The organism is Aeromicrobium endophyticum, assembly GCF_003586285.1.
In the GTDB taxonomy this organism is placed as follows: Bacteria; Actinomycetota; Actinomycetes; order Propionibacteriales; family Nocardioidaceae; genus Aeromicrobium; species Aeromicrobium endophyticum.
Window position 1 is genome coordinate 1,048,626 of sequence record NZ_QUBR01000001.1, and the last position, 21,727, is coordinate 1,070,352.

General features: G+C 70.7%; 17 protein-coding genes. 6 read left to right on the top strand and 11 right to left on the bottom strand.

Annotated features, from left to right (window positions below):
• Positions 1-85: 85 nt before the first annotated feature.
• Positions 86-1,105, bottom strand: a complete 1,020-nt coding sequence (locus DX116_RS05175; RefSeq protein ID WP_119703097.1) for an LLM class flavin-dependent oxidoreductase — start codon at positions 1,103-1,105, stop codon at positions 86-88.
• A 64-nt stretch (positions 1,106-1,169) separates the two neighbouring features.
• A complete protein-coding gene (locus DX116_RS05180) occupies positions 1,170-2,135 on the bottom strand; it encodes an SDR family oxidoreductase (RefSeq protein ID WP_119704136.1) in 966 nt (321 codons plus the stop codon).
• Between the two features lie 94 nt (positions 2,136-2,229).
• Between DX116_RS05180 and DX116_RS05185 the strand changes: the two genes are divergently transcribed.
• Positions 2,230-3,585, top strand: a complete 1,356-nt coding sequence (locus tag DX116_RS05185; protein ID WP_119703098.1) for a CDP-glycerol glycerophosphotransferase family protein — start codon at positions 2,230-2,232, stop codon at positions 3,583-3,585.
• A 15-nt stretch (positions 3,586-3,600) separates the two neighbouring features.
• Here the strand turns inward: DX116_RS05185 and DX116_RS05190 are convergent, their stop codons facing one another.
• The 3 genes from DX116_RS05190 to DX116_RS05200 form a co-directional block, all read right to left on the bottom strand.
• Positions 3,601-5,034 (bottom strand): MFS transporter, encoded by a 1,434-nt coding sequence (locus DX116_RS05190; protein WP_119703099.1) that lies wholly within the window; start codon positions 5,032-5,034, stop codon positions 3,601-3,603.
• A 4-nt stretch (positions 5,035-5,038) separates the two neighbouring features.
• Positions 5,039-6,484, bottom strand: coding sequence for an MFS transporter (locus tag DX116_RS05195; protein ID WP_119703100.1), 1,446 nt, complete (start codon positions 6,482-6,484; stop codon positions 5,039-5,041).
• 97 nt (positions 6,485-6,581) lie between these two features.
• Positions 6,582-7,145, bottom strand: a complete 564-nt coding sequence (locus DX116_RS05200) for a TetR/AcrR family transcriptional regulator (RefSeq protein ID WP_147393584.1) — start codon at positions 7,143-7,145, stop codon at positions 6,582-6,584.
• A 104-nt stretch (positions 7,146-7,249) separates the two neighbouring features.
• Between DX116_RS05200 and DX116_RS05205 the strand changes: the two genes are divergently transcribed.
• A complete protein-coding gene (locus DX116_RS05205; protein ID WP_119703102.1) occupies positions 7,250-8,149 on the top strand; it encodes an SDR family oxidoreductase in 900 nt (299 codons plus the stop codon).
• 89 nt (positions 8,150-8,238) lie between these two features.
• Here the strand turns inward: DX116_RS05205 and DX116_RS05210 are convergent, their stop codons facing one another.
• Positions 8,239-10,194 (bottom strand): CASTOR/POLLUX-related putative ion channel, encoded by a 1,956-nt coding sequence (locus tag DX116_RS05210; RefSeq protein ID WP_147393585.1) that lies wholly within the window; start codon positions 10,192-10,194, stop codon positions 8,239-8,241.
• 208 nt (positions 10,195-10,402) lie between these two features.
• Here DX116_RS05210 and DX116_RS19850 point away from each other — a divergent pair, with 208 nt between their 5' ends.
• Positions 10,403-10,558 carry a hypothetical protein gene (locus tag DX116_RS19850; protein WP_158591904.1) on the top strand — a complete coding sequence of 52 codons (156 nt, stop codon included), beginning with the start codon at positions 10,403-10,405 and terminating at the stop codon, positions 10,556-10,558.
• Between the two features lie 60 nt (positions 10,559-10,618).
• Complete coding sequence (locus DX116_RS20395; RefSeq protein WP_267897679.1) at positions 10,619-10,750, top strand: hypothetical protein; 132 nt, start codon at positions 10,619-10,621, stop codon at positions 10,748-10,750.
• A 15-nt stretch (positions 10,751-10,765) separates the two neighbouring features.
• Here the strand turns inward: DX116_RS20395 and DX116_RS05215 are convergent, their stop codons facing one another.
• The 3 genes from DX116_RS05215 to DX116_RS05225 form a co-directional block, all read right to left on the bottom strand.
• On the bottom strand, positions 10,766-11,554 hold the full coding sequence (locus DX116_RS05215; protein WP_119703104.1) for an MBL fold metallo-hydrolase: 789 nt from the start codon (positions 11,552-11,554) through the stop codon (positions 10,766-10,768).
• Positions 11,555-11,615: 61 nt separating this feature from the next.
• Positions 11,616-13,139, bottom strand: a complete 1,524-nt coding sequence (locus DX116_RS05220) for a sigma-70 family RNA polymerase sigma factor (RefSeq protein ID WP_119703105.1) — start codon at positions 13,137-13,139, stop codon at positions 11,616-11,618.
• A gap of 67 nt (positions 13,140-13,206) precedes the next feature.
• Positions 13,207-17,616 (bottom strand): SdrD B-like domain-containing protein, encoded by a 4,410-nt coding sequence (locus DX116_RS05225; RefSeq protein WP_119703106.1) that lies wholly within the window; start codon positions 17,614-17,616, stop codon positions 13,207-13,209.
• A gap of 288 nt (positions 17,617-17,904) precedes the next feature.
• On the opposite strand from DX116_RS05225, the gene DX116_RS05230 reads away from it, so the two are divergent.
• Positions 17,905-18,354 (top strand): hypothetical protein, encoded by a 450-nt coding sequence (locus DX116_RS05230; RefSeq protein WP_147393586.1) that lies wholly within the window; start codon positions 17,905-17,907, stop codon positions 18,352-18,354.
• A 13-nt stretch (positions 18,355-18,367) separates the two neighbouring features.
• Here DX116_RS05230 and DX116_RS05235 read toward each other — a convergent pair whose 3' ends face one another.
• Together DX116_RS05235 and DX116_RS05240 are read right to left on the bottom strand one after the other, a co-directional pair.
• Positions 18,368-20,791: a LuxR C-terminal-related transcriptional regulator gene (locus tag DX116_RS05235; RefSeq protein WP_119703108.1), complete on the bottom strand. Its 2,424-nt coding sequence runs from the start codon at positions 20,789-20,791 to the stop codon at positions 18,368-18,370.
• The gene (locus tag DX116_RS05240; protein ID WP_119703109.1) at positions 20,788-21,303 is read right to left on the bottom strand and encodes a hypothetical protein; all 516 of its coding nucleotides are present in this window, start codon (positions 21,301-21,303) and stop codon (positions 20,788-20,790) included. Before DX116_RS05240 ends, DX116_RS05235 begins: the two co-directional genes overlap by 4 nt.
• A gap of 221 nt (positions 21,304-21,524) precedes the next feature.
• Between DX116_RS05240 and DX116_RS19855 the strand changes: the two genes are divergently transcribed.
• Positions 21,525-21,674 carry a hypothetical protein gene (locus tag DX116_RS19855; RefSeq protein ID WP_158591905.1) on the top strand — a complete coding sequence of 50 codons (150 nt, stop codon included), beginning with the start codon at positions 21,525-21,527 and terminating at the stop codon, positions 21,672-21,674.
• The last annotated feature ends 53 nt before the right edge of the window (positions 21,675-21,727 follow it).

Sequence of the window (21,727 nt, forward strand, 5' to 3'; positions counted from 1 at the left end):
CAGGGCTCGAACGGGGCCAGACGGTGGACGATCCACCGCCCCAGCGGGAACGGTGGAGAATCCACCGCCCCGGACGGAGGGCAGGTCAGACCCGCGGCTTCCAGCCGATCGCCGGCAGGACGTGCTCGGCCAGCGCGGCCAGCAGTCGCTGGTTGTAGGCCACGCCGAGCTGGTTGGGCACCGTCAGCAGCAGCGAGTCGGCCTCGCGCACCGCGACGTCCTTGGCCAGCTCCTCGGCCAGGACGTCGGGCTCGCCGACGTACGACTTGCCGAAGCGGGCGATGCCTCCGTCGAGGTGGCCCAGCTGGTCGTCGCCGGACCGCTCGCCGAAGTAGGCACGGTCCTGGGCGTCGAGCAGCGGGATGACGCTGCGGCTGACCGAGACGCGGGGCTCGCGCTCCCACCCGGCCTCGGCCCAGGCGGCCTTGTAGCGCTGGATCTGCTCGAGCTGCAGCTCGTCGAACGGCACGCCCGTGTCTTCGGTGAGCAGGGTCGAGCTCATCAGGTTCATGCCCTCACGCGCCGCCCACTCGCCGGTGGCGCGGGTGCCCGCGCCCCACCAGATGCGGTCGGACAGGCCGGGAGCCTGCGGCATCACCGGCAGGCGCACCGACTGACCGGTCATCCGCGGGTCGGAGTCGGCCACGCCGGCTCCGGCGATCGCGGCCCGGAAGAGCCCGGCGTGCGCGCGAGCCATGTCGGCGTCCGACATGCCCTCGGGCGGCACGTGGCCGAACGACTCGTAGCCACGCAGCGCCGTCTCGGGTGATCCCCGGCTGATGCCGAGCTCGAGCCGCCCCCCGCTGATCAGGTCGGCCGCGGCGGCGTCCTCAGCCATCGAGAGCGGGTTCTCGTAGCGCATGTCGATGACGCCGGTGCCGATCTCGATGCGGCTCGTCCGGGCCCCGACCGCGGCCAGCAGCGGGAACGGGGACGCCAGCTGCCGGGCGAAGTGGTGCACCCGGAAGTACGCGCCGTCGATGCCGATCTCCTCGGCGGCGACCGCGAGGTCGATCGACTGGAGCAGGACGTCGCCGGCCGTGCGGGTCTGCGACCCGGGGACGGCTTGGTAGTGCCCGAAGGACAGAAATCCGACATTGGTCATACAACATTCAACCATCTTGTGCGAGAGATTGTTCCCGCTCCGCGTCAAGCGCCGGTCGAGCGGGTCACAGACCGAGGCGCGACTTCACCGCCGCAGCCCTGCGCGACACCAGCGACACCGGGTCGAACGTGCCGGACTTGTCCGAGAACGGACCGCGGGCACCACGGTCGACGTCGGCGTCCTGCGGCTCGAACAGGTTGGAGCCCCAGCGCGGTGCGTCCTCGTCGGTCTGCTGGCCGTCGATGCCCGTCCGGGCGAGGTACCGGTCCATGAACCACGGCGCGATGCGGTTGCCGAGGACGGTGTACGCCGTCGCGATGCCCACCCAGGTGTTGCGCCGCGGGTGCTGCGCCGCCGACACGATGGCCTTCGCGACGGTCTCGGGCTCGAGGATCGGCGCGACGGGCTGCGGGTGGTCAGGCATGCGGTTGAGGTTCCAGTTGAACTGCGTCGTGTTGACGCCCGGCAGCGTGACCAGCCCGATCGTCACCGCGCTGCCCGAGGCTCGCAGCTCGACCCGCACCGACTCGGTGAAGCCCTTGACCGCGTGCTTGGCCCCGCAGTACGCCGACTGCAGCGGGATGGCACGGTGCGCCAACGACGACGAGACGTTGACGATCGCGCCGCGGTCCCTCCCCCGCATGACGCGAAGGGCGGCGCGGGTGCCGTTGACCTGCCCGTAGTACGTCACGTCGGTCATCCGCTCGAACTCCTCCGGCGACGTCTCCCAGAACGGCGCGAGCGAGCCGACGAACGCGTTGTTGACCCACACGTCGATCTCCCCGAGCTCGGCCTCGATGCGGTCGGTCGCGGACTCGACCTCGTCGATCTTCGACACGTCGACCGACAGGCCGAGGCCGGTGCCGCCCAGCTCCTCGACATCGGCGACCGCCCCGTCGATGCCGGCCTGGCCGCGCGCGAGGATCGCGACGTCGTAGCCCGCGCTCGCGAACTCCCGCACCGCCGCTCGTCCGATGCCGGCGCTGCCGCCGGTGACGACGACGATGGGACGACGGGTGGGCTCTGACATCTTCTGCACGCTCCTCAGCGGGCCCTTGGCGACCCGGCCCCACCCGTACCCGAGGCGAGGGGGCCCCAACCGGCCGGACGGCTAGAGTCGTGGCGTGATCGTCGTCGCCCTCGTGATCCTGGCCCTGGGGCTGGCGACCGCACCGCTGGCCCGCTCCGGAGCCGTCGCCCGGCCCCCGGTGGCCGCCCACGTGCCCGGCCAGCCGATCTGGGTGCGCCCGACGCCCCCGTTCCGCTTCCGGGTGTGGGCCGTGGCGGCCGCGCTGTCGATCGTGCTGACGGTCGTCGCCATCGCTTTCCAGCCGGCGTTCCAGGTCGCGGCCGCCTTCTTGGGCCTGGCCGTGCTCGGGCTCATCACGGCGATCTTCCGTCGTTACCGCAGCGGATGCGCCGAGGTCCGTGCCGCGGTCGACGCCTTCGAGCCGCGCATCGCGATGCCCTACGCCGGCAAGGCCGGGCATCACATCGGCATGTGGTCGCCGTGGATCGAGCGCACCGGCATCCCGTGGGTCGTCGTCGCCCGCTCGCGGGCCCTGTTCGAGCAGCTCGCCGAGATGTACCCGACGACGCCGATCGTCCAGGGCGACGTCCCGCCCAGCGTCACGCTCGCGCTCTACCCGCACGGCGCCGCGAGCAACACCGAGTTCATCGCGGCTGCGGACGCGACGCACGTCTTCCTCGGACACGGCGACAGCGACAAGCCGCTCAGCGCCTCCGACCGCGTGCTCGCGTACGACCTCGTCGCGGTCGCCGGCCAGGCCGCGATCGACCGGTTCGCGAACGCCGGCCTCGACGTGCCCGCCGACAAGATCCGCGTCATCGGACGTCCGCAGACCGAGGGCATCCAGCCGGGCGCCTCACGGATGCCGCGCACCCCGACCGTGCTGTACGCGCCCACGTGGCGGCACGCGGACGACGCCCTCAACGTCTCGTCGCTCGCGGTCGCCGACCGCACCGTGCAGGCGCTGCTCGACCGGGGGTGCACCGTGGTGTTCCGCCGCCACTTCGCGGGCCAGAACCACGTCGAGGCCGAGGCCATGATCGTGCGCGTCAACGAGCTGCTCGCCGCCGACGCCGGCGCCACCGGACGTCCGCACCGCTTCGGCGCCGAGGCGATGGACGAGCCGCTCATCGAGGCATTCAACTCCGCCGACGCGATGGTCTCCGACATCTCCGGCATCGTGGTCGACTTCATGGCCAGCCTCAAGCCGCTGGTGATGTACGCCGCCCAGTTCGACGATCCCGACGCGTTCCGCGCCGCGCACCCGACGGCGCAGGCCGCCTACGTCGTCGACCGCGACCTGACGCAGCTGGACGCCGCGCTCGACGCCGCTCTCGGCAAGGATCCGCTCGCCGGTGCCCGCCGCGAGCGCGCCGACTACTACCTCGGTCGCGACCGCGCCGAGCCGGCGCAGCGCTTCATCGACCTGCTCGAGGAGCTGGGCGGCTAGACCCGCTCCGGGACGTCAGGGGGCTCGCGTGAGCGCGACCTCCGGCTCGGCCTGCGCCCGAGCCGACGTGTACGACGGCACCCGCGGGACCAGCAGGGCCAGGCCCACCGTCGCCAGTGCCGAGACGGCCAGCACGAGGAAGCCGTCGCGGTAGCCGACCTCGAGCGGGAAGCCGCCGGCACCGGTGCGGGCCGTGATGATGCCGCCCATCACTGCGGTGCCGATCGAGCCGCCGATGAGCCGGATGTTGGCGTTCATCCCACTGGCGACACCGGTCTGGTGCGGCGGCACCGAGGCCAGCACGACGCCCGCCAGGCTCGAGACGATGCAGCCCACCCCGACGCCCTGCAGCACCATCAGCAGGCTGACGTGCCACGACTCGCCGTGGAACATGGCCACGCCCCCGAACGCCACGACGCTGGCCGCAGCACCGACGCTGATGACCCGGCGCGCCGTGAACCGCCGCACGAGCCGCGGTGCGACGAAGCCCGTCACGAACGCGGCCACCGACGTCGGCAGCAGCACCCAGCCGGACTGCGAGATCGTGGCGCCGAAGCCGTAGCCGGACGCCACGGGCGTCTGCAGCAGCTGCGGCAGGAAGCCCAGCGATGCGAACGTCCCGAAGCCGGCGGCGAACGCGACGGCGTTGGACGTCCACACCCCGCGCTCACGCATCAGGTCGAGGTCGATCAAGGGGACGGAGACGCGGCGCTCGGACACGACCCACGCCACGCCCAGCACCACCGCGGTGGCGAACAGCCCGAGGATCTCCATGGACGCCCATCCGCGGGTGTTGCCCTCGCTGACCGCGAGGAGCAGTGCCACGAGCCATCCCGCGAGCAGCACCGCGGGCAGGAAGCTGATGCGGCCGCTCGACCGCACGGGCGACTCCGGGACGAACAGCACCGCACCCACTGCGGCGACGGCCGTGACGATCGCTGGCAGCCAGAACAGCCACGTGTAGCCGAGGCCGTCGACGATCGGCCCGGCCAGCACGATGCCGATGCCGAAGGCGGCGGACAGCAGCGAGGCCACCAGGCCGACGGCCGTCCCCGACCGCGCGGGAGGGACCTCGTCGCGGATGATGCCGAAGGCCAGGGGCAGCACGCCGCCGCCGAGACCCTGCACGACCCGAGCGGCGATCAGCCACTCGATGCTGGGCGCGAGGGCCGCCATCGCCGAGCCGGACGCGAGCAGCGACAGCGTCACCACCAACATCCTCTGCTTGCCCACCGCGTCGCCGATGCGGCCGATCAAGGGCGTCGCGACGGCTGCGGACAGCAGGTACGCCGTCAGCACCCAGGTGACGGTCGACTGGTCGGAGTCGAAGCGCTCCCGCACCTGCGACAGCACCGGGTAGATCAGCGACTGGAGCAGGCCGAAGGCACCCGTGCCGAGCGCCAGCACGGCGACGGTCGTCCGGGTGCCTCCCGATCTCGGCAGGGGCACGGCGTCAGGCGCTCATGACCGCGAGCTCGCGGTCGATGCGCTCCTGCTCGAGCTTGTCCTCGATGGCCTTCTCGGACATCGAGGGGATGGCCAGGCCGGCTGCGGCCGCCGCGAGCAGCGCGACGCCCAGGACGACGAAGCCCGCCGTGTAGCCGACCTCCTTCGGGAAGCCGCTGGGCAGGAAGTGCGCCGTGACGATGCTGGCCATGACCGCGGTGCCGATCGAGCCGCCGATGGTGCGGATGTTGGCGTTCATGCCGCTGGCCACGCCGGTCTGCTCAGGAGTGACGGCAGCGACGATGAGGCCTGCGAGGCACGCGAACGCCAGTCCGATACCCGTGCCGGTGATGGCGTTGGAGACCGCGACCTGCCACGGCTCGGCGTGGAACGCGGCCATCATGAACATGCCGACGGCGGCGAGCACGGACCCGAAGACGACGACCGTCTTGGGGCCGATGCGCCGGGCGATGGGCGCGGCGACCAGGCCGGTCAGGAAGCTCATGATGGCCGACGGCAGCAGGATCATGCCCGACTCGGTGATGGTCGAGCCGAAGCCGTATCCGGCCGAGCTGGGCGTCTGGTTGAACTGCGGGATGAAGCCGAACGAGGCGTACATGCCGACGCCGAGCAGCAGGGCGACCAGGTTGGTGGTCCACACGCCGGGCAGGCGCATCATCTTCATGTCGATCAAGGGGACGTCGACGACCAGCTCGACGCGCACCCACGCGACGGCGAGCACGGCGGCGGCGATCAGCAGGCCGATGGTCTTGGCGTCGCCCCAGCCCCACTGCGGGGCCTGGCTGAGCGACAGCAGCAGGGCGACGAGCCACGAGGAGAGCAGGATCGCCGGGACGATCGCGATGCGTCCCGGCGTGCGCACCGGCGACTCCGGCACCAGGACGGCGGCGACGACGGCGGCCACCGCGGTGACGATGAAGGGCAGCCAGAACAGCCAGTGGTAGCTGAGCGCGGACGACAGCGGGCCGGCGATCACGATGCCGGCGCCGAAGCCGACGGCCAGCAGCGACGAGACGATGCTGACGGCGCCGCCGATCTTCTCGCGCGGGAACTCGTCACGGATGATGCCGAAGGCCAGCGGCAGCACGCCGCCGCCGACGCCCTGCAGCACGCGGGCGGCGATGAGCAGACCGATGGTCGGCGCGAGGGCCGCGGCGAGCGAGCCGATCGCCAGCGCGGCGAGCGAGATCACGAGCAGGCGCTGCTTGCCGTACGCGTCGCCGAGGCGACCCATGATCGGGGTGAAGATCGAGGCCGACAGCAGGTAGCCGGTGAGCAGCCAGGTGACGGTGTTCTGGTCGGTGTTGAACTCGGTCTCGAGCTCGGAGAGCACGGGGATGGTCAGCGACTGCATCAACGTGTACGAGGCGACGGAGACGGCGAGGACGGCGAACGTCACCCAGTAGTGGGTGCGACGAGCGGTGGAGGGCACAGATGTGTCTTTCGAAAGTCATGGAGAGAGCAACGATTGCTTGCTGCAACCATCTTAGGTACGGCCGTGTTCCCGATCCCAGCGAACGTGCTCCGACTCACGCTCCCCCGGCGACACCCTCGATCTCGGCGAGGACGACCCGGACCAGCGGCGCCATCCGTGTGGACCGCCGCCCCCCGGCCCACCGCTCGTACGCCAACCGGAACGCCAACACGCCCAGCTCGGCCGCCAGCGTCGCCGTCACGTCCGGCACGCCCCGCTCGCGGAGGCCGCCGGCCAGGACGCCCGCGAGCATCCCCATCTTCGCGAGCTCACGCTCCTGCAGCTCGGGGTGATCGGCGATGATGCGCGCCCGGTCGCGCGACCAGTCGGGACTGCTCGTGATGCCGTCGCACGCGTTCTCGACCGCCCGGGTCACGATCTCGATCGGGGTCAGGTCGGCGGGCGCCTCGGCGACGTCCTCGGTCATCCGGGCCGCGAGCCAGTCCCCCGCGAAGAGCACCTCGCGCTTGTCGGCGTAGTGCCGGAAGAACGTGCGCTCGGTCAGGCCCGCTCGTGCGGCGATGTCGGCCACGGTCGTGCGGTCGAAGCCCTGCTCGACGAAGAGCTCGCGGGCAGCCATGGCCAGGCGGCCCTTCGCATCCGGATCCCATCGACTCACGGTCCGATCCTAGGCGATGTCAGTAACTGACATCATCTGCTATCGTCGATGTCAGAGACTGACATCACTTGGCTCGGCTCCTCGAGCCTGTCGAAAGGACCACCATGCGCATCCTCCTCACCGGAGCCTCCGGCTTCATCGGCTCGGCCGTCGTGCCCGAGCTGCTCGCCGCAGGCCACGAGGTCACCGGCCTCGCCCGCACCGACGCCGCAGCGGCGACCATCTCCCAGCTGGGCGCCACGGCCGTCCGCGGCTCCCTCGACGACCTCGACGTGCTGCGGTCCGCGGCTGCCGACGCGGACGCCGTGATCCACCTCGCCTTCAAGCACGACCTCGCGTTCTCGGGGCAGTTCGCCGCCGCAGCCGAGGTCGACCGCGTCGCGATCGAGACGCTCGGCTCGGCCGTCGGCGGCGACGACCCGGCCCTGGTCATCGCCTCGGGGCTGGCCGGGCTGTCATTCGGACGCCCGTCCACCGAGGAGGACGTGCCGACGGCCACGGGCCACGCCTCTCCACGCATCGCCGGCACCGAGGCCACGCTGGCTCTGGCCGACCAGGGCGTCCGGTCGTCGGTCGTCCGCCTGGCACCGTCGGTGCACGGCGAGGGCGACGGCGGTTTCGTCGCCAGGTATGCCCAGATCGCCCGGGACTCCGGCTTCGTCGCCTACATCGGCGACGGGAGCAACCGGTGGCCGGCCGTGCACCGCTCGGATGCCGCGGCGTTGTTCCGCCTGGCCGTCGAGCAGGCGGCTCCCGGCTCGGTGCTGCACGGCTGCGCCGAGGAGGGCGTCGCGATCCGCGACCTCGCCGACGCGCTCGGTCGCCGCCTGGGCCTGCCGACCCGGTCGGTGTCGTCCGACGCCGCCGAGCAGCACTTCGGCTGGTTGGGCGGGTTCGTCGCCATGGACGCCCCCGCCTCCAGCGACATCACGCGTCGAGCTCTGGGCTGGACGCCCACGGGCCCGACGCTCCTCGACGACGTCGAGGCCGGCCACTACGGCTGACCCCACCCCCAAGATGTCGGCACTTCTTGCTGCTCACAGAGGCCTGCACCAGCAAGAAGTGCCGACATCTCGGGCGGGGCCTGCGGCGCTCAGCTCTCGGCCAGCACCACGACGCGGTCGGCGGGCTGGACGGCGAACGTCGCCGACTTGGCCGGGTTGACGTAGACGCCGAAGCCGGCCGACGCGTCGTCCGACTCGGCCGACACCCGGTAGCCCAGGGCCGTCTCGCCACGCTGTGCCGCCGCTGCGACGACCGTCGCGTACGAGACCGGCTCGCCGTCGAGCACGTAGTCGTGCACCGGGCGCAGGTAGATCTCGGCGCCGTCGGCGTCGAGCAGGTCCTGGAAGACCGCCTCGAGCCGGTCGTTCTCCGACAGCTGCGACAGGATCAGGCTGAGGATCTCGTCGCTCACGATGACGTCGTCGACGTGGGCCACCTGCGCCAGCGCGCGGTTGCGGTCGTCGAGCATCTCGCTGACGACCGACGGCCGCTCGCCCTTCGCCCGGTCGCCGACGATCTCGCGCAGGTGCAGCAGCGTCACCAGCGTGCGGGCGTCGGCGCGCTGCACCGGCAGCTCGTCGGAGTAGCAGAGCACGATGATCTGGTCGTAGTCGGTGATGCCGTAGCGGTCGAGCGTGGCCCGGTCGGACGTGCGTCCGCGCGAGGTGGTGACGGTGAGGTTGGTCAGCGTCGGCACGTCCGGGGTGCCGAGCTCGGTCAGGATCTCGAGCGTCGAGCCCGGCTGCGCGTACTCGTCGAGCTCGCGAACGACGGTCGCGGCGCGCTCGTTCCAGCCGAGCATCAGCACCTTCGACGTCGACTCGGGCGCGACCGGTGCCGTGTTGATGCGCGAACGGTCGACGTCCGCCGAGCTGCGCGACGCGCCGGCGAGCACCGAGTCGTCCTCGGCCACCACGACCAGCTCGCTGTCGCCGACGACCGTGTCCATGGCGGGGTTGAGCTCGACGTAACCGTCGGGCGAGACCAGGCCGATGACGGACGCAGTCTCGTAGGCCGCGACGGCCTCGGCGAAGGTGCTGCCGCGCAGGGATGCGTCGGAGTGGAAGTAGATCTCGTCGCCGTCGAAGTCGAACAGCTCGGTGTAGACCGCCGCCGCCCCCGACTGCCGGGACGTCTGCACGATCAGCCGGGCGATCGTCTCGCGCTTGTCGACGATGACGGTGCGCTGGCCGCCGACGAGCCGGGCCGCCTCGAGGTTCTGCGGGTCCTGGATCTCCGCGACGATGTGGGGTCCGTCGCCGTCGTGCGTCAGCGCCAGCAGGGTCTTGATGACCTCGCTGTCGGGCTCGTCGCCGCCGGGCGACAGCACGATGATCGAGCGGGCCAGGGAGTGGTTGGTCAGCGCGAGGTCGCCGAGGTCCAGCGCCGACCCGGTGCGGCAGACCACGCGGGTGCCGCGCAGGTCGTCGAGCTTCTCGCGGATCTGCTCCTCCATGTCGACCTTGTCCTGCTCGGCGAGGATCACGACGGCCGGACGCTTGCGGCTCTCGTTGGCGATCGACAGCTCGCGCACGATCGCGAACACCGAGTCGGACCAGCCGAGGATGACGGTGTGGTCCTTCTCGATGACGAGGGAGCGTCCGCGCCGCAGCTCGGCGAGCTTGTCGTCGATGCCGGTGGCGATGACGCCGATCAGCGCGCTGACGATGAACAGGCCGGCCACCGTCAGCACCAGCATCGTGACGATGTACCGCCAGGTGCCCGAGTCGCCCGCGACCGTGCCGGGGTCGAGGGTGTGGAAGAAGGTCGTGAGCACACGGCCGAGGAACCCGCCCTTGACGTTGCCCTGCCCCGGCTCGAGCCCGGTGATGGTCACGAACACCGCGAAGACCAGGATCAGGACGACCGTGACCACCGCGAGCCAGGCCACGAGCGCGGACGTGCCGCGGGCCATGGTGCCGTCGAACCAGTAGCGCAGCCTCGCGCCACGGGTGGGCTCGACCCGCGCCTTGCCCTGCTTGGTGTTCGACGTCTTCATGGCCTTGACGGTGCGCTGACGCATCTGTCGTCCGGTCTGTCCCACTGCATGCCCCTAGAGCTGAACCAACGACTCACCGCCCCTTGAGCCTGTCGAAAGGTCGACGTCCCATCCTGGCGGAAACCACAGGAGTGCGTGGTCGAATCACCAATGCCGGTGACGAAGGGCCGACGGCCGATGTGTCCGGGCTGTCCATGTGCGCGTCTGCGCCCGCCATGGCCTACCGTGGTGGTAGCCATCCGGAGGGAACGCCATGACGTACGAAGCAGAGAAGAAGCGCCTCATCGAGGAGTTCGAGACTGTCGTGGCGACCATCCGAGCCGACTGGGGCCTGAAGGACAAGGGCCAGAAGTCCGAGGCCAAGCCCTCGCAGCAGTCGAGCGCTCCGCGCACCGTCGGCCGTCACTGACCGCCGACATCCCGGGCCACGGCCCCGTCATGACCGTGCTGCTCGGTGCTCTACCCAGGCATGCACGTACGCGATCTCCCCGCAGCGATCCTGGGTCTCATCACCGGGATCTTCTTCCTGACCGGCTTGGCCGTCGTCGAGGGCATCCGCGCCATCTCCCCGTTCGCACGCAGGTCGACCCCCTCCGCTTGAGAGCTCCGATGGGCTCTACCCCCTGACGTCGTCGAAGACGCGGGGGTCGTGGGCCGTCACCACCGTGACGCCTGGTTCGGCGTCGAGCTCGCGCAGGGCCCGGTGGTTGCGGGCGATCGCCGCGCGGTCGCGACCCACCACCTGCTCGAACGCACGGAGTGCCCGGATCGACTGGAGGCCGTGCCCCGCGGGTGTGCTGTCGGCGTACGACGACGCGTCGAAGGCGGCGTCTCCGGCATGGATGGTCAAGCGTCCGTCGCCGGCATCGACGGCCACGGCTGCGTGCCCTCGGGAGTGGCCGGCCATGGGCACGAGCGTGATGCCCGGCAGCACCTCGTGCCCGGTCAGCCCCGCCCGCCACGCGTCGCCGCGGCCGGCGTGCAGCTGCCAGGCAGGACCGTGCGCCCACTGGGCCGGCCGGTACCGCCGGCGGTCGAGGACGTCCGGCGACGTGATCGCGGCGGCGTGCTCGTCGGCCGTGGTGTGCACCGTCGCCTGGGGGAAGTCCGACAGACCGCCGACGTGGTCGAAGTCGAGGTGGGTCAGGACGACGTGCGTGACGTCCGTGGCCGAGAACCCGCGCGTCTGCAGCTGGAGCACGGCCGAGGCCGCGGGGTCCATGACGGGCTTGAGCAGGTGACGCGACGGCCCCATCCGGCCCTTCGGATCGGCGTAGTCGTCGAGGCCGAGCCCGGTGTCGACGAGCACCAGCCCGTCATCGGTCTCGCACAGCAGGACGTGGCACACCAGGTGGCCGACCAGCGGCGGGGCGAACGAGCCGCAGCTCAGGTGGTGGACGCGCATGCCGGTATCCTGCCTCATCCTCGGGCGGACGGGTGGTGGTCGCGGGCTTCCGCCCGGCGGATCAGCGGGCGGAGTCGTCGACGACCACGCGGGCCGTGTTGTTGCCCGGGCGCGGGTCGTCACCGCTCGCGCCGGCGAGCCTGACGACGGCCTCGAGCCTGCGCCCCGTCACCGCGACGGCCATCGTGGTGCGACCGTCGACCGGACCGTCGAAGGTGCACAGCACGGTCGTCGCCTCCTTGCTCTCCCCCGCCGACGAGCTGCACGAGGGCGTCCTGCCGGTCTGGTCCTTCTGCACCTCGAACGACGCCAGGCTGCCCACCTCGAAGCTGAGCCGGACCGACGGGCTGTCGGCAACGACGTCGGCCTGCAGCACGAAACCGCCAGAACCGGTGGAGTAGGCCGTCAACGCCCTGACCGAGAGGTCGGGCGGAACCTGCGTCGGCGCGGCGGTCGGTGCGATCGGATCGATCGTCCGGGCGGGTGCCGTCGGTGACGGGGTCGGGCGCGGCGCCGGACGGGTGGTGGTCGGCGACGGCTGCGGGACCGCGGGCACGGCCGGAGCAGCGGCAGGCGGGGACACGACCGGCGACGGCGTGGTCGCCTCGGGGCTGGCGGCCGCCGACGGCGCCGGTGCAGCCGACGGCGAGGGAACCGGGGGTGCCGCGACCGGGCCGCGAGCCTCGTCAGCCCCGGCCCACCACACGGCAGCGAGGACCGCGACGATCGCGGCGGCTCCGGCCACACCGGCCTGGGCGATCGTCCGACCCCGACCCGCGTGGACGGCTGTCATCGCAGCCCCTCCCGAGGCGGCCGTCGCCACCGTGGGGACACCGACGACCAGCAGCGCCGCCGGCAGGTTCGCGGCCAGCCGCGAGTCGAGCATCGAGAGCTCGTCGTAGGCGCCGGCGCACGCCGAGCAGCCGGCGAGGTGCAGGTCGACCCGCGCCCGCTGCTTGGCCGGCACGCGCCCCTGGCGGTGCGCCGCCAGCAGGCTGCGCGTCGGACCGCAGTCCTCGTCGGTCGTCGGCAGCACGTGCCGCGCCAGGTACGCCTCGCGCAGGCTCTCCTTGGCCCGGTAGGTCAGCGCCGCGACACCGTTGGGCGTCATGCCCAGCAGCTTGGCCGTGACGCTGTGGGGATCCTTCTCCACCAAGGCGTGCCAGAGCACGAGCTGGTGCCGCTCGGGCAGCGAGTGGAAGGCCGACGCCAGCACCTCCGACTCGTCCCTCAGCACTCCCTCGTCATCGGGGGACGAGACGGCGTCCATCACGCCCTCGTCGCCGACCCACACGTGCCGGCTGTCCTTGCGGACGTGGTCGACGTAGCGGTTGCGCACCGCGGTCATGAGGTAGGGACGGAACGCGACCTCGGGCCCGCGACCGTCACGGATGACCTGGAAGACCCGCACGAAGGCGTCCGAGGCGAGGTCCTCGGCGTCCGAGACCCCGGCCAGCCGGCGCGCGTACCGCACGGCGGCGGCCTGGTGCCTGACGAACAGCTCGCCCTCGGCGGCGGCGTCACCGCCGCGGACGGCCTCGATCAGCGCCGCGTCGGTGACCTCGTCGAGGTCGGAGACGGTCATGCGCGCACCGCGGCCCCCGGGCGTGTGGTGCTCACACGCCCGGGGGCCGTCGTCGAGGTGCTGACGGTCACGCGTGCTCCGTCGGCTTCACCTCACGGCGACGCCTCACCAGCACGGCGCCGCCGGCGATCAGCGCCAGACCACCGAGCAGCAGACCCAGCGCCGGACCGCCCGTGGAGGGCAGCACGCTGTTGCCGTCGTCAGCCTGGTCTCCGTCGTCCTTGACCTGGCCGCCGTCCGGCTTGTCGTCCTTGTCGTCCTTGTCGTCCTTGTCGTCCTTGACGTCACCGGGCACCGGGGCACACGCCTTGTCGGTGTAGGTGACGTCGTCGACCACCAGCGTGGCCTTGTTGAGGAAGCCGGTGCCGGTCTCGGTGTTCTTGACCTTGCAGTCCTGCTCGGCCTTGGCGATCTTGGTGTCGACGTGGACGCCCACCGTCACGGTGTAGACGTGCGTCGCACCGCCGGCGATCTTCTGGTCCGCCACGAGCACGGAGTCCTTCAGACCGTCGTAGGCCGGGTTGACCGTCACGCCGTTCGCGGTCGTGGCCGCCTTGGCCGACAGCACCTTGACGTCACCACCGAACGTCAGCTGGTCGTTGAGGCTGTACGTGCCCTCTGCGGTGCCGGAGTTGGCCACCGTCAGCGAGTACGTCACCGTCCCGTCGCGCTTGGCGTCCAGGACGCTCTGGCTCTCGACCTTCTTGTCGACCACGATCTTGACGTTGCGGTCGATGACCACACCGGCATCCCACGTCGGGTCCTGCGAGTCGGGCGCGAGGGTGATCTCGGCCGTCTCGCCCGTCGTGGTGTCGGCGTCGGAGTCGACCGCGTCGTCACTGCCGGCGTTGCGGGTCGTGAACGTCGTGTTGGAGTTCAGCCCGTTCGGGTCGAAGACCACCTTGTACGTGCCCGACGCCAGACCCTTGAACGAGTACTTGCCGTTGGCGTTGGTCGTGGTCGACAGCGACACGTCGTTGCCGTCCAGGTCCTTGCCCACCAGCTTGACCGGGAAGTCGGCCACACCCGGCTCGTCCGCGTCCTGCAGACCGTTCTTGTTCAGGTCCTCCCACACGAAGTCGCCGATGGCCGACTCGATGACCTTGATCTCGCGCGAGGCGGGACCGACCGGCTGCGTCACGCCGTTGGCGCGTCCCGAGGTGATGTTGTCGTACACGTCGCCTCCGGCGTTCTTGGACGGCGTCATGACGATGTTGACCGTCATGTCGTCACCGGGCGCGAACGCTCCCGCCCGCTTGAACCGCAGACCCGTGACCGCCGAGGCCGTCGTGGGGCAGTCGGCCGCCGTGCCGGCGCCGGACACCGGGGTGCCGCTGATCGCCGAGCACCACACCGTGGCACCCGTCGCACCGTTCGTCGGGTCGTTCGGGTCGACCTTCAGACCCGCAGCGGGGCTCGACGTGTACTGGATGTCGATGCCGGTTCCGGCCGCGACCGTCGCCGACGTGAACGCCAGGCTTCCGGTGAAGTCGGTGTCACCCACGCCGTCGGCGGGCAGCACGTCGATCACGTCGACGTCCGAGACGTTCTGCGGGGCGTCGACGTTCGCGAAGTCGACGGTCCACTTGAGCGTGCGCGGTGCGGCCACCCCGTCAGGGTTGACCTCGACGATGCTCTGCGGCGTCGACTTGGCGATCTTGATGCCGGTCGGCGTCACGATCTGGATCTGCGCCGATGCGTCACGAGCCGAAGCCGGCGACGGGTCCTGCTCCGAGCTGACCAGCGCGTTGTTGATGTAGTTGCCGTTGCGGACCGTGCCGAGGATCTCGACCGAGTAGACGATCGGGTCGACCGTCTCGTTGACCGTGTTGTCGCCCAGGTCCCACTTCACGTAGGTCTCCCCCGCGGCGCACTGCAGCTCCGCGCCCGCAGGCGATCCCTGCTGCACCAGCACCGGGGTGATCGGGTCACCCGACGTCTCGCGCTTGGACGAGACGAACTGCTGGTACTTGGGCAGGCAGTCCTCGATGATCACAGGCGCCTTGGTCCCCGCGCTCACGTCGGCCGTGATCGTCGGGTTCAGGCGGTAGTCGACCTTCGACCCACTGCTGTACTGGGGCACCGCGGAGTCGCTGAAGACGCCCGTGGTCGGGTTCTTGACGTACTTCTTCAGACGTGCCGTGACGCCTCCAACGAGAAGTCGGTCGCCCGCCGATCCCGAGTGGTTCGCCGGGTTGTACTTCGACGTGACGTAGCTCGACGAGGGGTCGGCCAGGATCTCCGGCAGCGTGTGCGTGCCGTTGACGATCTTCTGCGAGGCCCAGTTGGGGACGATGTCTCCGGAGGCGTTGGTCTTCTTGACCGTCATGCCCAGCGCCAGGTTCACGTAGAAGTAGTCGGTGTTGTACTTGTACTCGCTCGAGAACGAGATGCGCACGCGGTTGACGCCGCTGTAGACGCCGTCGGCCGAGACCGACGCACCTGGGACTCCCTCAGGTGTGTTCGACCACGTGCCGGTCTCGCAGCTCGAATCAGCACCGCTGCCCGCTGGTCCGGACGAGTACTGGATCGTCAGACCGGGGATGTCCGACACCGGAGCCATGAGTGCGTCATTGGGGTTGAAGTACGAGATCCAGGCAGCCTCGCCGCCGGACGGACGGTTGTTGCGATCGCCGCTCGACAGGGAGTTGACCTTGGTCAGCGCCAGCTTCGACTCGTCCCACACGTCGCACGCGAAGTAGCTGCGCGCGTTGGCCGTCCCCGAGTTCGGGACTCCGCCGTTGGCGCCGAAGAACAGGTTGCTCTGCACGACCTGACCGGGCACGACGACGGTGTTGCCGTCGAGCTTCTGGTTGGAGCCCGGAGGGCCCTGCCAGGCACCGAACCCCGGCGAGAACCGGTTGGGCGGCGTGTTGCCCTGCTGGCCCCAGATGCCCGAGAAGAACTTGTCGAAGCCTTCGCTGATCTTGACCTGCAAGGTCGCCTTGCGGTTGTTGTTGGCGAGCACCTCACCCGTGTTGGGGTTGCCGGCGATGTCGCTCATCGAGATGTCGGTGTAGGTGTTCTCGGTGGCCAGTGTCCAGGTGTTGCCGTCTGCACCGGCGACACCCAGGTCGGTGATCGCGTCGGAAGGGATCTCCAGGTTGACCTGACGACTGATGACGTAACCGGTGTCGGCCGGCAAGGCAGCCATGCTGCCGGTCAGGGTAGGAACGGTGTACGCGGTCGTGTCGGCGTCGGTGATCGTGATGTCCACCGGCGTGCCGAGACCGCCAGGTTGCACGCACGACAGGTTGCCGGAGTCGCGTACCGAGTTCTTGACGGTGTCACCGTTGCCTCCGCTGGAGTACGGGATGCCTCCCCAGAGGTTCTGGGTGCCCGGGCAGCTCTGCAGACGCGGGGCGTACTTCTGCAACGCTGCCGCCTCGGACCCGGCCTTGGTGATCGCGTCGGCCCACGCGGCAGCGCCGAAGTAAGTGGCAGGGCTGATGTCGTCCGTCATGGTGATCGGGGATGCCAGCGGAGAGGTCCCCTTGCCGCCGCCCGGGGCGGTGATCGTCAGCGGGTACTCCACGATCCGGCACGACCGAGCGGCGTCGAACGAGCACGGACCGGCGACACGGCTGTAGAAGGGGCCGGCGTTCTCGTTCGCGGCGGTGCCGCGCTTCGAGACGTCGAAGTTGGCCTTGGCCGACACGATCTGGCTGACGCTCGGCGACGAGGCAGGAGTCGTGACCTGGTCGGTGGTGGCCGACGCCGTGAAGGGAGTCATGGCATGCCCGTTGGGCATCTCGGGACGGACTTTCGAGAGGAACTCGTAGTTCAGCGCAGTGCCCTGCGTCTGGTCCGCGACGACGCACACGACCGTCTGGGTCGGCAGCGCCTGATACGAGGTCGAGGTCACGGGAACGGTAGGTGCCGGCAGGTTCGCCGGCGTCACCGACGAGCCGTCCAGGCAGAACGGCGGGAGCGAGACCAGCTCCTGGCCCTGCGGCAGCGTGAACTTGATCTGCGGGTTGGTCTGGTCCTCGCCCTCGTACCGGACACCCACGCGATACGTGATCGTGTCGTTGGTGCGGATGACGTCGTTGGTCGCGCTCGAGTCGTGCCCGGCGGCGTCGTCGCCATCGAAGGGGCCCGTGCCCGTGGTCTGCGACAGGTCGACCGACAACGTGCCGTCGCCGATGGCCTTCGCGACGATCGACCTGGCGCGCTCGACGGCACCCGGCTCGCCCTGCGGCGTGGGCTCGGTCGGCACGTCGGCCTTGGGAGCGTCCTTGGTCTTGACGTCGGCCTTGGGCGCATCCTTGGCGCCGGACTCTGACGTGTCGGCGGGCTCGTGGGCTGCAGGGGCCTCGGGCGTGCTCTTGACGTCCAGCTCCGGTGTGTCGGTCGACGGAGTCTCTGTTGGGGCCGGCGTCGACGTGGTCGACGGGTCAGGGGTCTCGTCAGCCGCCACCGACGACGAGGCCACCAGACCCGACGACGCGAGCATCAACGCGAGCAGCGTCGACACCCCTAGACGTACGGCTGGGCGATGATTGCGCGGGTGCTTGCGGAGTCCAGGTGCCACGATTCGTCCTCGAATCTGAGCGCGCGACCTCAGCAGCCGCGACGAAGGGAGTTGTTGACTCCTATGAGACGGGCAGTACAGGCATCCATGACCGGACAAACGGGTGAAACAGGGATGGCTTCGGGGGTGAGAACCGGGGTGAGTCGACATCCGTCCACCGGGCCGACGTGGCGCGTCATCGAGGCGACGTACCCTGGCAGGCGATCACTGTGAGCTCGGGACGGGGACAGCATGAGGATGCGCATCGCGATGGCCGGCGTCGTCGCGCTGGCCGGGACGCTCGCGGCGTGCGGCAGCAGCTCGGACGGCGACGACTACTGCCGACAGCTCAAGACGTCGGTGTCGGCGTTCGCGAACCTCGACTCCGGCAACTTCCCGGACGTCGTCAGGGCGTACCACCGGCTCGCCGAGGCGGCCCCGGACGAGGTCAAGGCCGACTGGCAGACGCTCGACACCACCATGACGGCCCTCGACAAGGCGCTCCGCGCGGCCGACATCACCCTCGGCGAGCTGCCCGGCACGCCCACACAGACGATGCCGGCGGGCGTCGACCCCGCGAAGGTGCGAGACGTCACCGCGGCGGCATCGAAGCTGCGCAGCCCCGCCTTCACGAAGGCGGCCACGGCCGTTCAGGAGCACGGCGAGAAGGTCTGCGGCGTCACCACGAGCGAGACGTCCTAGCCGCCGCCACAAGTCAGTCGTGCAGCAGGCCCAGCAGGTGGCCGGCGGCGACCGCTTCGGAGCGGTTGGAGGCGCCGAGCTTGCGGTACAGGCCACGTGTCTGCGTCTTCACCGTGTTGCGCGAGACGAACAGGCGCGCCGCGATCTCGTCGACGGAGCTTCCCAGCGCCAGCGCGACCAGCACCTCGCGCTCGCGAGGAGTGAGCCGCACGAGCCCGATCGACTCGGGGTACGGATGGCGGATCTCGATCGCGCGCAGGTCGCTCAGCACGTCCGCGAGCGTCGGCACCGAGTGCTCGTACGTGCGGAGGAGCTCCACCGGCACCGTCGCGAACGGCGACAGCATGCCGAGGGGCACGGCGGCGTCCACCGCACGCCTCAGCAGCCCGCGGCTGACGTCCGTCTCGCCGATGCGGTCGTACGACACCGCGGCCAGCAGCTGGGCCTCGACGCGCAGGCGGTGGAACGGGTGCGATCCGCCGGTCAAGGACGCCAGGATGTCGATCGTCCGGTCGTGCTGCCCGGTCAGGTAGGCCAGCCGGGCGCGGGTGACGGCACCGAACAGGTTGCGCTGCGGCACGTCCTCGAGCAGCCGGTTGGCCTCCGTCCCGCGACCGAGCGACAGCAGCAGGTCGGCCTCGAACACGTTGAGCAGGCCGGCCGTGTCGGGCAGGCGGGCCGAGTCGACCAGGCGGGACGCGCGCAAGCGGTGCAGTGCTTGCAGCCGCCCGCCCCAGCCGAGGGCGCTTCGGCTCTCGGCGTAGGTCGCCCAGACGCGGACGACCTCGGGCACGTCCGCGAAGTCGCTCGCCGCGGTCTGGCGCACGGGCTGCGCGCGGGTCTCGAACGACATGAGGGTGTCGGCGAGGTCCATCGTGGTGGTCGGGAAGTTGAAGCGGGCCACGCTGGTCCGCAGCTCGTGGGAGTCATCCCGCGACCGCCGGGCGGCCTGGATGTCGCCGAGCACCGTGCTGATGAGGGCCTGGAAGCTGGCCGCCTCGTGACGGACGACCACGGCGCGCGCACCGTCGGACGACCGCACCACGTGCCGCAGCCGCGCCTCCGCCGCCACGATGTCACCGGCGGCGAAGGCCGTGATGCCCAGCTCGAGGATGAGCTGGGCGGCCGCGATGTGCTCGGGGCCCGACGCGTCGAGGGCCTGCTCGGCCAGCTCGACGGCAGCCGCGCTGGACGCCAGGGTCTGGGCTGCCAGACCGGCTCGGCGTCCGCCGATGACGCCGATCGTCTCGAGGTGCAGCCGCGCCTGGGTGTCGGACGGAGGGTTGCGCCAGCCGCCGCTGCGCTCGTCGCGGTCGCGCGGCGGTCGCAGGGCGATCGTGTCGTCGAGCACGCGCGCGATGGCCGAGCCCGAGCGCATGTGGTCGGGCAGCTCTCGTAGGGCGACCCGCAGCGACGACTCGTGGGCCTTGAGCAACATCCACCCGCTCTCGTCGAGGATGGCCTCCACCGTCCGCCAGCGCTCGCCGGCCACGGCCTGCGCGAGGGCGAGGTGCGGCAGGCCCAGGGTGCGGAAGGCCGCGACGACGGCGTCGTGCAGCTCGTCGACGTCGCCGATGTCGATGTGGTCGAGATCGTGCTTGAGGGTCTCGCGGGCCAGCGCCGGCATCCAGTAGATCGGCTCGTGGCCGTCGACCCACTGGTCGACGACGCCGATGCTCTCGAGGCTCTCGAGCATCCGACGCGGCGAGCCGTCCGGGTCGGCGGCACCGAGGGAGTCGGCGCTCAGGTGCTCGATGAAGGCCGCGCGTCGCAGGTCGATGCGCGCCCTGGGGTCGACGATCTCCGACATCAGGTGCCCCGCGAGGAAGCGCCGCACCCGGCCCTCCGACCACCACGTCGGCGTGCCCCCGGCGTTGCTGGTGACGAGCCCGATGCGGGCCAGCGCCGGCATGCCGCCGATGGACGTGTGGATCGCGGCAGCGGCTCCGTGCGTCAGCTCCAGGCCGGCTCGAGCCGCGATGGCCGTGACGTCGTCGACGGTGAGTCGCAGGTCGGACATGCTGATGCGGCCGACATCGAGCTCGAGCTCGGCGGCTGTGAACCACGGCAGGTGCGTGCGCGAGCAGACGACCATGGTCAGCTCGGGGTGGTAGCGCAGGGCCCTGACGATCTCGGGGCCTGGCCAGTCGGTCCAGCCCTCGATGTGGTCGAGCACGATGACGGTGCGACCGGCAGGTGCGCGGTCGAGCTCCTCGAGCACCGTCATCAGGTCGTCGACCGTGCTGCGCTGGCCGTCGAACCACTGCACAGGGATGCCGGAGTCCGCGATCTGGTGGGCCCACTGCAGGACGGCGACCGTCTTGCCCGACCCGCTCGGCGACCGCACCACGGTGAGCGGACGGTAGAGCCGGAGCAGGTCGACGATGCGCTGCCGCACGACGAAGTCGCCCATCCGAGCCAGTGCCGACTCGCTCACGGTTGCTCCCTCACGCTCACGGCGGTTGCGCCGACATGATCATGACGGACAGCACGTGACAGCCTTGCACTGACCCTACCTATTTGACTCAGCCCTGTCTCCAATCCGCCCAGAGGGGCGAGCTCGCCGGCCGTGGTGAACCACCACAGCTCCGGCCGGGACGGGTGTCGCACCAGGATCGGACGCGCGGACGTCAGGCAGTACTCACCGGCCGAGCCGAGGCCCAGTGTCGGCCTGCCGTGCACCGCGAGGTCGGCCGCGGCCAGCACGACGAGCTCGAGGTCGTCGGTCGTCAGGTGCAGCACCTCGGCACCCAGCCGCACCACGTGCAGGCCGTGGTGCCGCCAGCGGCGCACCGACGAGATCGTGCGCACGCCCACTCCCGGAGTGACCAGCCATCGTCCGCGGCGCCCGGACTGGATCTCGACCTCGGCGTGCAGCCCGAGCGCCGACAGGTCACGCGCCAGGTCGTCCAGCTGGGCGACGTGGCGCCTCAGGTCACCGGCGCTCATTCCGCTCCCTCAGGTAGTGGGCCAGCAGGGCGCCAGCGACGACGACGTTCGCCGCCACGACGGCGGAGACAACCAAGATCCAGATCGGCACATCGGCTGGACGTGCGAGCGCTCCGTGCATGACGCACTCGGTCAGACTTTCTCGGACGATTCGGTCGGACGGTCCGCATCGCGTGGTCGTCGCGTCCAGGACCTGACCTCGACGCGGCTAGGGTTGCACCGTGACTGTCCTGATCGTGTGCGGATGCGCCGTGGCGCTGATCGCCTTCGTCGTCCTGGTGGCGGCGCTGCGCTCGGGGGCGTCCGACCCCGGCTTCACGATCGAGTCCACCCAGTCGCGTCCCGACGACGACGAGAACCGCGCCGCCTGAGCATCTGCCCAGCGTCCTAGCCAGCGGACGTCGTGCTCTCGAGAGACTCCCGG